We start from the raw sequence: 12,655 nt of genomic DNA, 5'->3' as shown, positions 1-12,655 counted from the left end.
CCTCATGCCCATTCGCAACATAGTCAGCATTGTCATTGGAGTGATTGTTTTGGGAGCGATTGCTCTTGCGTTCATGCCACAGGCAGTTCCAGCAGACCTGGTTGAGGTGCAGCGCGGTTCATTGGCAGTGACAGTGCATGAAGAAGGTCGGACGCGGGTCAAGGACATTTACACTGTGTCCGCGCCAGTCGGTGGGCGTCTGCTGCGTATCCGGTCTGACGTTGGCGATCCGGTGACTGAGCGCGTAACGGTCGTTGCCACCATTCAGCCGACCGACCCTTCTTTCCTGGATGCGCGCTCGCTGGGGCAGGCAGAAGCGCTGGCCAAAGCTGCGGAGGCGGCGCGCACTCTGGCTGAAGCAGACGTGGCGCGGGCTCAGGCCGAACTTGATTTCGCACAGTCTGAGTATCGTCGTGCCAAGAGCCTTGCCGCCAAGGGCACAGTTTCACAGGCCAGGCTGGACAAGGCACGCTTGGATATGCGTACGCGCGCGGCAGCGCTGGATGAAGCCAAGGCTGCCTTCAAGATGCGTGACTTTGAACTTGAAAATGCGCGAGCGCTCCTGATCCAGCCGGGAGAGGCAGACGGAGACGTTGATACTGGTGCCCTTGGGTGTTGCGTGCCGGTTCGTGCGCCGATTACCGGACGGGTGCTACGCATCATGCAGGAAAGCGAAGCGATTGTTCTTCCGGGCGCGCCACTGATTGAGGTTGGCGATGCTGCTGATCTGGAAATCGTGGTGGACCTGCTCTCAGAAGATGCGGTGCGCGTAAGCGAAGGCGATCGGGTGTTGGTCGAGGATTGGGGTGGCACGCAGGACCTGAATGGCACCGTTCGACGGATTGAGCCATTTGGGTTCACCAAGGTGTCAGCGCTTGGCATCGAGGAGCAGCGGGTCAATGTCATCATTGATTTTGAAGACACGCCGGAAGCATGGTCCGCGCTTGGCCATGGGTACCGTTTGGATACGCGCATTTTTGTCTGGGAAGCTGAAGATGTGCTGAAGCTGCCGGTCAGCGCCTTGTTTCGCGATGGGGACGCCTGGGTGGTGTTTCGGGAAGCTGAGGGTGAGGCAGCACTGACACCTGTTGAGATCGGTCGCCGGAATGCTCTGGAGGCGGAGGTTGTGGCGGGCCTTGAGGCGGGGGACCGTGTGGTTGTTCATCCAAGCGACAGGGTTGTGGACGGCGTTTCGCTGGAACCCCGCGGTTTACGTTAACGGCACCCAATTGAGGCATCTCATTTTCGAAGGGCGCGCAAATTGCTTGGATGTTGTCAGGGCGTCATGCGGGGCGGGTCGCGAGAGTGCTTGCCGGACAGCCTAAAATGTTGTGCTGGTGGCACACCCTGACGGGAAACCGCGTATCCAGCCCGCGCCGTATGACGTCATTTGGGGAGATTGGCCGCTAGCGGGGTGACTCATCCGCCCATCTCGGGCACGATTGAGCCACGCGTGGGGGACAATCTTGTGGGGGCAAGTGTGAGCCGCATTGAGCCAATTTGGCACATGGTAGGGTTAAGCGTATTGCGTAGAGCTGTGATTGGGACGGTTGTCGTTGCGGGCCTGGCTTTGGGCTTTGGCAGCGCTGCGCTGGCACAGGCGATTGAGCCCGTGCAATCCGCCAATCTGCCCTCCATCACGTCTTCGACCACCTCTTTGGTCGAGACACTGCCGCCACCGATCCAGGACCCTGTACCGGCCGAGGCGGCTGACATGGCGCCTATTCCTGATGTCGTGCCTGAAAAGCGGACAGGTCCGCTCAATGTGCATGTTTTTGGGGATTCACTGGGGGACGGCATCTGGGCCGGGCTTTATCGCAAATTGCCCAAGGCTGACGGCTACAAGGTCACCAAACATTCCCGCGTTTCAACAGGGCTGGTGCGCAAGGATTTTTACAACTGGTCGAAGGCCGTGCGGCAGATCGTTGCCAAGCATCGTGTCGATGTGGCGGTTGTGATGATCGGCACCAATGACCGGCAGACGATTGTTGAGGGCGGTCGCCATGCGCTGCGCTCGCCCGGCTGGGAAGCGATTTACAAGGCGCGCATTGATGACATGACGCAGGTCCTCAAGGATGAGGGGGCGGAGGTCTTCTGGGTGGAACTGCCCGCCATGCGCAGCCCGCGGTTTGGCCGCGACATGAAGTATTTCAACACGCTGTTCGAAGACCGTGCGGCAGCCAATGGCATTACCTATGTGCCCACATGGCAGCGCACCCTTGGCAGCAATGGCAAATACTCCGCATACGGCCTTGATGACAAAGGCCGCAAGCGGTTGATGCGGACCAATGACGGCATTCATTTCACCATGCGCGGCTACGTCAAGATGGCGGGTTTTGTAACCACAGCCATGGAAGAAGCTGCCCGGATGGAAGAAGTCGGGCCGATTGTGGAATTGCCGGTCGAGCCGGTGGCCGTGGCCCCACTCATTGACCCCATCACCGGTGCGACGATCACGGCTCCCTTGGCTCCGGCCCCCCCGGCTCCCCTGGCACCGGATCAGCCTGTTGCGCCAAGTGTCGATCAACCCGCTGCGCCTGACGCGCCGGGGGATCAAAGTGCTGTCTCCGGTACGCCGCAACGCTCCGAACGGGCGGGTGTGTCAGAAGTGGCGTCTACCATTGCCGGGGCGCTGTCTGATCTGCGCGGGTTTGTGCTGCCTGAGCCAAAGCCCGGCCGGGCGGATGATCTGCGCCAACCGGCTGAGTAAGTGACTTTCCTTCCCTTGCGACGGGTGGCTGCGGCTGCTGCGTTTGCGTCAGCCTCTGTGGGGCTGATGGGTGCGGGCGTGCCGCAGACGACCTTTGTCCCGATTTCCAATCCAGCAGGCCTGTCAGCGTTTTTTGACGCGAAGTCTGCCGGTCCTGATGTGCGCATTCTGCATATCGGCGACAGCCACATTGCGCGCGACACATTTTCCGGTGATCTGCGGGCGTTGTTTGCTGCCGATGGCAAGTCCGGGCCGCGCGGCATGCTGCCTGCGGGCACTGTCTATCCGTTCTACATGGCGCGTGGCGTCGAGATGGATATGTCCGATGGATGGGACGTGGTGCGGGCCCGCAACGAGGACGCCTCAGGGCCCTTTGGCCTGATGAATGCGCGGGTGGTGGCGGAGGCAGGCACCAGCCCGTGGATTGCCCTTTCAGGTTTTGAAACACCGGTTGAGCGGTTGCTGATCAGCTATCAGCGCCAGCCGCAAGGCGGCGTGTTGCAGGTGCATGTGGACAGCAAGATCCATGCGGTGCCCACGTCAGGTGACCGTGGATTTGCGTTTGCAGCATTGCCGGTGCCCAGCGGCACTCAGATTGTTCGGATTGCGGCCGCCGGTGACGGGCCGGTGGCGTTGTTCTCCCTGGCACTTGAAGCGGATGCGGGCGGGGCGGTGCTGTCCAATTCCGGCTGGCCGGGGGCGACGGCAGACATCATGGCGCGGTGGGATGATGATCTGCTGCGCATGGAGCTTGCCCGGCTTGACCCTGATCTGATCATTGTCGGCTACGGCACCAATGAAGGTTTTGACGACAAGCTGGAGCTTGGGGACTACGAAGCCGCTTTGCGGGCGCAGCTGGCGCGGCTGAAGCGTTTCGCGCCCGGTGCGTCGATCCTGCTGACGGGTGGACCGGACGGGACGCGGCTGCCGTACTACGCGGATACGGATGCCCGCGAGCCTCATGAGTGGACGTGTGCGCCGCTCACCGAGGCGGAGCGGCAGCAATATGTGGAGCTGATTGCCGAGGAGAGCGAGGCGCTGCTGCGCTGGCACGATGCACCGCAGCTGTCAGCCGTACTCGCTTTGCAAAAACGCGTGGCGCTTGATGTGGGGGCTGCCCACTGGGACTGGCGGGCGGCCATGGGCGGCCCGTGCTCGGTCCATCGCTGGCGACTGGCCGAGGACCCCCAACTCGCACGGCCCGATCATGTTCACCTGACCGGCGACGGCTACAAGGCATCCGCCAAGGCGCTGTTTGAGGCGCTAAATGGCGCGTTTGTGGCAAGGCAGGGGGATAGGGAGGGTCGACCTGTTCCAGATCGGGACAAGTCGGGCTCAGGGGTAACCAGGGATTAAGATTTGTGGCGCGGTTTGACCCGTTCCATGGCTCATTGTCCCAAATGAGACGCGCTCGGGCATGCTGTTTCCAACACTGGATTTTGCTCTGTTCTTCGTCATCGTGTTCCTAGTTGCATGGGAACTGCGACGGGACATGGACGCGCGCAAGCTGGTTCTCGTCTTCGCTTCCTACTTCTTTTACGGCTACTGGGACTGGCGCTTTACGCTGCTGCTCGCCGGCTCATCGCTGCTGAATTATGCGGCTGGCCGCGTCATTGGCGGACTGAATGACGGCATCACGCGCAAATGGGTGCTGGGTATTGCCATTGCGCTCAATCTCGCGGTGCTGGGCTTCTTCAAATACTACGGCTTCTTCCTGGATTCGCTGGCCGACATTCTGACCGCCTGGGGCATCGAGCGGGACCTGCCATTCCTGGAAGTGATCCTGCCGGTCGGCATCTCGTTTTTCACCTTCCAGGGCATCTCGTATCTGGTGGATGTGTATCGCCGTCATGTGGACGCCTCGCGGTCGCTGCTGGATATCTTCCTCTACATCTCGTTCTTTCCACAGCTTGTGGCGGGTCCGATTGTGCGTGCGGCGCATTTCCTGCCGCAGCTTGAGCGCAAGCCCCATGTGAGCCGCCGCATGGCCTCGCTGGCGGTGGTGCTTATTCTCGTCGGCCTTTTCAAGAAGATGGTGATTGCCAACTATCTGGCGACGGAAGTGGTGGATCATGTGTTCTTTGATCCCACAGCCTTTGGCGGCGGTGATCTGTTGCTGGGCGTCTATGCCTATGCGGTGCAGATCTATTGCGATTTCTCGGCCTATTCAGATATTGCCATTGGGGTAGCAGCGCTGCTTGGCTATCGCTTCCCGCGCAACTTTGATCATCCGTATCGCTCGTCCTCCCTGCAGGAGTTCTGGCGGCGGTGGCACATCTCGTTGTCCACCTGGCTGCGGGACTATCTCTACATTCCGCTGGGTGGCAGCCGCGGCTCTACGTTCAAGACGTATCGCAATTTGTTCCTGACCATGTTCCTCGGTGGCATCTGGCACGGGGCAGCGTGGACATTCGTGTTCTGGGGCGCCTTCCACGGCGCGATGTTGGGTGTCGAGCGGGCGCTGACCAAACGCTGGGAAGAGCTGAACAAGGACACCAATGGTTATGGTGGCGGGGCAGTGGCCTTCTTCCTTGGGGTCGGTCGCGGCATCCAGAATTCTTTTGCCACTGTGCTGGGTATCGTCCTGACGTTCCACCTCGTGTGCTTTGCGTGGATTTTCTTCCGCGCGCCAACATTCTCCGGCGCGTGGGACTATGTGATTGGCATCTTTGACTGGTCGCAGCCTGCGCAATTCGCGACGCCGTTTATCGTCGGCCTTGTTGGGCTGTCATTGGCCGGTCAGTTCCTGCCATCCAACTGGGCAAGCGGTGCAGGACGTTTGTTGCAGCGCGCGCCGTGGCCGGTCTTGGGTTTGATGCTTGGATTTGGCATCCTTGCCATTGAAGCCATGGCGCCTGAAGGCGTTGCCCCATTCATCTATTTCCAGTTCTAGGGAGGGCGTTCGACAATGATGGAACATATCGATCCTGAAGCCGACGCTTACGAGCCCGGCTTTGAAATGAAGCCCAAGGCCTCCCTCAACGCAGAGCAGGAAACCACGCGCACGTTCAAGCGTGCACTCTATTCCATGCTGTTCGGCATGTTCATTCTGGCGCTGTTTCATTCGACGTCGCTGGTGAACTATGTGCGCGGCCTGCCGATTGGTCCTGTGGAAGACACGGTGATTGCGGTGAGTGAGGCGTGGCATGAGCAGATGGAAAAGAACGGCATGACCGAGCTTTTCACGCTCATGGATGACAGTGTGACCGCGCTGCATGATGCGACATGGGAAGATTTCGATGCGTTTGTGGCCGGGCTGAAGCAGGGCGACGCACCAGATGATTTGCGCGGCGGTGTTGCTGAGTAAGCGCCCAAAACACATCCGTATCCCCGGACTTGATCCGGGGTCCACTCTCAGAACGAACGCTCCGCAGCAAATGCTTGTCTGGCAGCCGCCTTTCCGCCCGACCTCGATCCCTTCGACAAGGTGAAATGCGAGTAGGCCCCGGATCAAGTCCGGGGATGCGGGTGACAACGCAATAGAAAAGCCCTCCAGCATTGCTGAAGGGCTTTTGCAGTTTTGATTGTCCGCAGGCCTAGCGAGGTAGCGTCGTTGACCCCATGAGATCCTTGTCGACCGTGTGGGCGCACTGGCGGCCTTCGCGGATGGCCCAGACGACGAGGGACTGGCCACGGCGCATGTCGCCACAGGCATAGAGCTTGTCGACGGATGTCTTGTAGCTGCTGTCGCCTTCTGTTTCGGCTTTCACGTTGCCGCGCGGGTCCATTTCAGGGTTGAGGCTTTCGATCATGCCTTCGTGGACGGGGCTGACAAAGCCCATGGCGAGGAGGACGAGGTCAGCCTTGATCTCAAACTCGCTGCCTTCGATCTTCTGCATCTTGTCATCGACCTTGACGCAGGTGAGCGATGTCACGTGACCGTCTTCGCCATTGAAGTTGGCGGTCATGACAGCGAAGTCGCGGTCAGCGCCTTCAGCCTGGCTGGAAGAGGTGCGGAATTTCAGCGGCCAGTTGGGCCACGTCATCAGCTTGTCTTCCTTTTCAGGTGGCTGCGGCATGATTTCCAGCTGGGTGACAGAGACGGCGCCCTGACGGAAGGAAGTGCCGATGCAGTCAGAGCCGGTGTCGCCACCGCCGATGACAACCACGCGTTTGCCACCTGCAAGGATGGGCGCGACGTTGCCGAGGTTTTCGTCGCCATTGCGACGGTTTTGCTGCGGCAGGAAGTCCATGGCGAAGTGCACACCGTCGAGGTCGCGGCCTTCGATTGGCAGGTCGCGTGGCTTTTCAGCGCCGCCAGACATGACGACAGCATCAAAGTCCTTCATCAGGTCTTCGGCTGAGATGTCGACACCGATGTGGACACCGGTCTTGAGGGTCACGCCTTCAGCGCTCATCTGCTCAATGCGGCGGTCGATGACGTGCTTTTCCATCTTGAAGTCGGGGATGCCATAGCGCATCAGGCCGCCGGCCTTGTTGTTCTTTTCAAACAACGTGACGTCGTGACCGGCACGGGCAAGCTGCTGTGCGCATGCCATGCCCGCAGGACCTGCGCCGACAACGGCAACGGTCTTGCCAGTTTTGACAGCGGGTATCTGCGGCTGGATCCAGCCTTCTTCGGCTGCGCGGTCCGCGACGGCGCATTCGATTGACTTGATGGTCACCGGCTCGTCGATGAGATTCAGCGTGCAGGCTGCTTCGCACGGGGCGGGGCAGATGCGGCCGGTCATCTCCGGGAAGTTGTTTGTGGAGTGGAGGTTGCGTGCTGCTTCCTCCCAGTCCTCTGAATAGACGAGATCATTCCAGTCCGGGATCTGGTTATTGACCGGGCAGCCATTGTGGCAATAGGGGATGCCGCAATCCATGCAGCGGGCTGCCTGGTTTTTGACGCCCTCTTCGGACATGGGAATGACGAACTCGCGGAAGTGCCGTACGCGGTCTGATGCCGGTGCGGATGTGCGGTCCTGACGTTCGATCTCAAGAAAGCCGGTGACTTTACCCATCTGGCTTATCCTTCACAGTCTGTAGTCGTTTCGTGGCGCGGATTGCGTTTGGCGCAGGCTTATTCGCCTGCGGCCTTGAACGCAGTTGCGTCGTTTGTGTTCGATGCCTTCATTTCTTCAAGTGCGCGGCGGTAGTCGACCGGCATCACCTTCACAAATTTCGGCAGATAGGTTTCCCAGTTGTCGAGAACCATGCGGGCCCGGGTGGAGCCTGTGTGATGTGCATGGTTTTCAATCAGCTGGCGCAGACGTTCAGCGTCAAAGCGCGTCATGTCCGAATTCACGTCAACGCGGCCATGGGTTTCAAGGTCACCGCCCTGGTGGCCCATGCGTTCCATGGCATCGTCTTCGGCTGTGATGTGTTCAAGCTCAACCATTGAGAGGTTGCAGCGACGCTCAAAGTCGCCTGCTTCATCCAGCACATAGGCGATGCCGCCGGACATGCCGGCTGCGAAGTTGCGGCCGGTTTCACCCAGCACAACCACAACACCGCCGGTCATGTATTCACAGCAATGGTCGCCGGTGCCTTCAACAACGGCGATGGCGCCCGAGTTGCGCACCGCAAAGCGTTCGCCTGCGACGCCGCGGAAGTAGCATTCGCCGGTGATGGCGCCATAGAGCACCGTGTTGCCGACAATGATGCTCTTCTCCGGCACGATCTTGGCGTCGGGGTGCGGGTAGATGACCAGACGGCCACCGGACAGGCCCTTGCCCACATAGTCATTGGCTTCGCCGGCAAGCTCAAAGGACACGCCATGGGCCAGCCATGCGCCAAAGCTCTGTCCGGCGGTGCCGGTCAGCTTCACGGAGATGGTATCCTGAGGCAGGCCCTTGTGGCCGTGATGCTTGGCAATCTGGCCAGACAGCATGGCGCCGGCTGAGCGATCCATCGAGTTGATGGACGTATCAATTGTCACCGGTGTGCCGTTCTCGATGGCAGGCTTGGCCTGTTCGATGAGGCGACGGTCGAGAATGTCGTGGATCGGATGCTGCTGCTCTTCGGAGTGACGGATGGCAACGCCTTCCTTGTCAGCAGGGCGGGCGAAGAGCTTGGATACGTCCAGGCCTTCCGCCTTCCAGTGAGCAACGGCTTCGGTCTGATCAAGCGCATCCATCAGGCCGGTCATGTCGGAGAGCTTGGTGAAGCCCATCTCCGCCATGATGGCGCGCAGTTCTTCAGCCACATAGAAGAAGTAGTTCACGACATGCTCAGGCAGACCGACGAAACGCTTGCGCAGCACGGGGTCCTGGGTCGCAACACCGACAGGGCAGGTGTTGAGGTGACATTTGCGCATCATGATGCAGCCCGCCGCGATGAGCGGTGCGGTTGAGAAGCCAAACTCGTCGGCACCCAGCAAGGCGCCGATGGCAACGTCGCGGCCCGTCTTGAGGCCACCATCCACCTGCACGGCAATACGGCCACGCAGGCCGTTGGCCACAAGCGTCTGGTGTGTTTCGGCGATGCCAAGTTCCCATGGGGAGCCTGCATGCTTGATGGAGGTTAGCGGGGACGCCCCGGTGCCGCCTTCAAAGCCTGAGATCGTCACATGGTCAGCGCGCGCCTTGGAGACGCCAGCTGCAACCGTGCCGACGCCGACTTCTGATACCAGCTTCACGGAAATGTCTGCTGCCGGATTGACGTTCTTCAGGTCGTAGATCAGCTGTGCCAGATCTTCGATTGAGTAGATGTCGTGGTGCGGGGGCGGGGAGATGAGGCCCACGCCCGGTGTCGAGTAACGCACCTTGGCGATGACCGCATCGACCTTATGGCCGGGCAGCTGTCCGCCTTCGCCGGGCTTGGCACCCTGCGCCATCTTAATCTGGATCATGTCCGCGTTGGCGAGGTACTCGGCGGTGACGCCAAAGCGGCCGGACGCCACCTGCTTGATGGCGGAGCGCATGCTGTCGCCATCGGGCAGGGGTGTGAAGCGATCGACTTCTTCGCCGCCTTCACCGGTGTTGGACTTGCCGCCGATGCGGTTCATGGCCTTGGCCAGTGTCGTGTGCGCTTCGCGGCTGATGGAGCCAAAGGACATGGCGCCGGTTGCAAAGCGTTTGACGATGTCCTGTGCCGGTTCCACGTCGTCGATGGAGACAGGCGTGCGGCCAATTTCTTCTGCGGACTTCAGACGGAACAGGCCGCGAATGGTCAGCAGTCGCTTGGACTGGTCGTTCATGGCCTTGGCGTAGTCGTTATATTTGTCCTGGCTGTTGCCACGTACGGCGTGCTGCAGGTCGGCAACGGAAGATGCCGTCCAGGCGTGTTCTTCGCCGCGGACACGCTGCATGTATTCGCCGCCAACAGACAGGGCGCTTTTCAGGACGGGGTCTGAGGAGAATGCACGCAGGTGACGCTGAATGGTTTCTTCCGCGACTTCCGACAGGCCCACACCTTCGATGTTGGTGGAGGTGCCGTAGAAATAGTCACGCACGAACTGCGTGGAGAGTCCGACAGCGTCAAAGATCTGGGCGCCACAATAGGACTGGTAGGTGGAGATGCCCATCTTGGACATGACCTTGAGGATGCCCTTGTTGACCGCCTTGATGAAGCGGGACTTGACGGTTGCATCGTCCAGGTCTTCGCCAAGCTGATGCTTGTTGGCGATCATGCTTTCAAAGGCGAGGTATGGGTTGATGGCTTCAGCACCGTAGCCAGCCAGCGCACAGAAGTGATGCACTTCGCGCGCTTCGCCGGTTTCAACCACAAGGCCCACACGGGTGCGCAGGGTTTTGCGGATCAGGTGATGATGCACAGCTGATGTCGCCAGCAGGGACGGGATCGCAACACGGTCTTCGCTCACCAGCCTGTCTGACAGGATGATGATGTTGAAGCCTTCGTTGACAGCACGCTCTGCGCGCTCGCACAGGGCATCAAGCGCAGGCTTCATGCCATCGGCGCCACGGTCGGCCGCGAAGGTGGTGTCCAGGGTCTTGGTCTGGAAGTGGTTGTCCGCGATGTCACCGATGGCACGGATCTTTTCCAGATCTTCGTTGCGCAGGATCGGCTGGCGCACCTCAAGGCGACGCATCTCGCCCTGCTTGTGCAGGTCAAGCAGGTTTGGACGCGGGCCGATGAGCGACACGAGGCTCATCACCAGCTCTTCGCGGATCGGGTCGATCGGCGGGTTGGTAACCTGGGCAAAGTTCTGCTGGAAGTAATTGAACAGCGACTTTGACTTGTCGGACAGAACCGCGATGGGCGTGTCGGTACCCATGGAGCCGATGGCTTCCTGACCGGTGGCGGCCATGGGAGTCATCAGGGTGCGGATGTCTTCCTGGGTGTAGCCGAACGCCTGCTGACGCTTGAGCAGCGGTACATTTGGCTGAGGCGGGTTGCCGCCGATGTCCGGCAGATCCTCGACATTGATCTGGGCGGCGTCGAGCCACTCCTGATAGGGCTCCATTGAGGAAATCTGTTCCTTGATTTCCTCGTCGGAGATGATGCGGCCTTCTTCAAGGTCGATCAGCAGCATCTTGCCCGGCTGCAGACGCCATTTTTCAACGATGCGATCTTCCGGGTAAGGAAGAACGCCCATTTCTGACGCGAGAATGACATTGTCATCGTCGGTGACGAAGTAACGGGCAGGGCGCAGGCCGTTGCGGTCCAGGGTGGCGCCGATCTGGCGACCGTCTGTGAAGGCCATGGCGGCGGGGCCGTCCCATGGTTCCATCAGGGCTGCGTGGTGCTCGTAGAAGGCGCGACGCTTGGGGTCCATGAGTTCATGGCCGGCCCAGGCTTCGGGAATGAGCATCATCATGGCGTGGGCGAGCGAGTAGCCACCCATCACCAGGAGTTCGAGCGCGTTGTCGAAGGAGGCCGAGTCAGACTGACCTTCGACGGTGACCGGCCAGATCTTTTCAAGATCATCACCCAGTACGTCAGATTGCATGGGGCCTTTGCGGGCCGCCATCCAGTTGACGTTGCCGCGCACGGTGTTGATTTCGCCATTGTGGCAAATCATGCGGAACGGCTGGGCAAGGCTCCAGGTCGGGAAGGTGTTGGTTGAGAAGCGCTGGTGAACAAGCGCGAGCGCCGAGACCATGCGCTCGTCGGAGAGATCGAGATAGTATTTGCCGACCTGATCAGACAGCAGCATGCCCTTGTAGTTGAGCACGCGCGAGGACATGGAGGTGACATAGGTGTCGCCTGCCAGTTTGACGTCTTCGGCGTAAATGCGGTTCCAGATTTCCTTACGGATGACGAAGAGCTTGCGCTCAAACGCATCCTGATCTGCGCATCCGGGACCGCGCTGAATGAACAGCTGCATGTGCACGGGCTCTGTCGGCAGAACCGAATAGCCAAGGTCTGAGTTGTCGACCGGTACGTCGCGCCAGCCAAGAACAACCTGGCCTTCTTCAGCCACGACTTTTTCCGTGCGGTCCATGACGTTGGCGCGGTCGGCATCGTCCTTGGGCATGAAGAACTGGCCAACCGCATATTCGCCCTCAGCGGGAAGCGTGAAGCCCAGGTCTGCGGTGACAGCGCGCAGGAAGGCATCCGGCATCTGAATGAGAATGCCTGCGCCGTCTCCCGCCTTGGGGTCTGCGCCTACGGCGCCACGGTGCTCAAGATTGCAGAGGATCGACAGACCGTCCTGAACGGTCTTGTGAGTCTTCTTGTTCTTGATGTTGGCGACGAAGCCGATGCCGCAGGCGTCTTTTTCGTTGCGCGGGTCATACATGCCGCTTGCTGCGGGCATACCTGCCGGACGGAACTGACCTTCACTGGTCTTTGTCATGCCGCCAAACCTCTCAAACTGCGGGGCAGTGCGCCGATGTCAGCGCAGGCCCGTAAAAAAACCAACCGTTTTGACTTATCCCCCGGAAATCTGGGGCCGCTCCAAATCTGGAGCGAAAAGTCCGCGCGACAATCAGCGTCACCGGAATGGCCCGTCCTCTTGCACTACGCCCTGAAACACCGGGGCAGAAGAGGACGCGGTCGGCCGGAACGCCGCCTTGTCACAAATTGACCTTGGGGCTT

7 protein-coding genes are annotated in these 12,655 nt (G+C 60.2%); 5 read left to right on the top strand and 2 right to left on the bottom strand.

Annotated features, from left to right (window positions below):
- The first annotated feature begins 4 nt into the window (after positions 1–4).
- The 5 genes from ABXH05_RS03815 (at position 5) to ABXH05_RS03795 (ending at position 6,017) form a co-directional block, all read left to right on the top strand.
- A complete protein-coding gene (locus ABXH05_RS03815) occupies positions 5–1,219 on the top strand; it encodes an efflux RND transporter periplasmic adaptor subunit (RefSeq protein ID WP_353559852.1) in 1,215 nt (404 codons plus the stop codon).
- Between the two features lie 306 nt (positions 1,220–1,525).
- Positions 1,526–2,710: an SGNH/GDSL hydrolase family protein gene (locus tag ABXH05_RS03810; RefSeq protein WP_353559851.1), complete on the top strand. Its 1,185-nt coding sequence runs from the start codon at positions 1,526–1,528 to the stop codon at positions 2,708–2,710.
- Entirely contained in the window at positions 2,711–4,066 is a 1,356-nt protein-coding gene (locus tag ABXH05_RS03805; RefSeq protein WP_353559850.1) for a GDSL-type esterase/lipase family protein, read from the top strand. It begins immediately after the preceding gene.
- Positions 4,067–4,127: 61 nt separating this feature from the next.
- The gene (locus ABXH05_RS03800) at positions 4,128–5,603 is read left to right on the top strand and encodes an MBOAT family O-acyltransferase (RefSeq protein ID WP_353559849.1); all 1,476 of its coding nucleotides are present in this window, start codon (positions 4,128–4,130) and stop codon (positions 5,601–5,603) included.
- 15 nt (positions 5,604–5,618) lie between these two features.
- Positions 5,619–6,017, top strand: coding sequence for a hypothetical protein (locus ABXH05_RS03795; RefSeq protein ID WP_353559848.1), 399 nt, complete (start codon positions 5,619–5,621; stop codon positions 6,015–6,017).
- 229 nt (positions 6,018–6,246) lie between these two features.
- Here ABXH05_RS03795 and ABXH05_RS03790 read toward each other — a convergent pair whose 3' ends face one another.
- A complete protein-coding gene (locus ABXH05_RS03790) occupies positions 6,247–7,674 on the bottom strand; it encodes a glutamate synthase subunit beta (RefSeq protein ID WP_353559847.1) in 1,428 nt (475 codons plus the stop codon).
- A 59-nt stretch (positions 7,675–7,733) separates the two neighbouring features.
- Positions 7,734–12,413 carry a glutamate synthase large subunit gene (gene gltB / locus ABXH05_RS03785; RefSeq protein WP_353559846.1) on the bottom strand — a complete coding sequence of 1,560 codons (4,680 nt, stop codon included), beginning with the start codon at positions 12,411–12,413 and terminating at the stop codon, positions 7,734–7,736.
- Positions 12,414–12,655 lie beyond the last annotated feature (242 nt).

The organism is Pyruvatibacter sp. HU-CL02332 (assembly GCF_040362765.1).
GTDB lineage: Bacteria > Pseudomonadota > Alphaproteobacteria > CGMCC-115125 > CGMCC-115125 > Pyruvatibacter.
The sequence above is the reverse complement of the archived record's forward strand: the minus strand, read 5'-3'. Positions and strand labels throughout refer to the sequence as shown.

What these genes read in the sequence shown, in the direction of transcription:
- ABXH05_RS03815 (WP_353559852.1), top strand. Translation starts at nt 5, where the DNA reads ATGCCCATTCGCAACATAGTCAGCATTGTCATTGGAGTGATTGTTTTG.
- ABXH05_RS03800 (WP_353559849.1), top strand. Translation starts at nt 4,128, where the DNA reads ATGCTGTTTCCAACACTGGATTTTGCTCTGTTCTTCGTCATCGTGTTC.
- gltB (WP_353559846.1), bottom strand. Translation starts at nt 12,413, where the DNA reads ATGACAAAGACCAGTGAAGGTCAGTTCCGTCCGGCAGGTATGCCCGCA.
- ABXH05_RS03795 (WP_353559848.1), top strand. Translation starts at nt 5,619, where the DNA reads ATGATGGAACATATCGATCCTGAAGCCGACGCTTACGAGCCCGGCTTT.
- ABXH05_RS03790 (WP_353559847.1), bottom strand. Translation starts at nt 7,674, where the DNA reads ATGGGTAAAGTCACCGGCTTTCTTGAGATCGAACGTCAGGACCGCACA.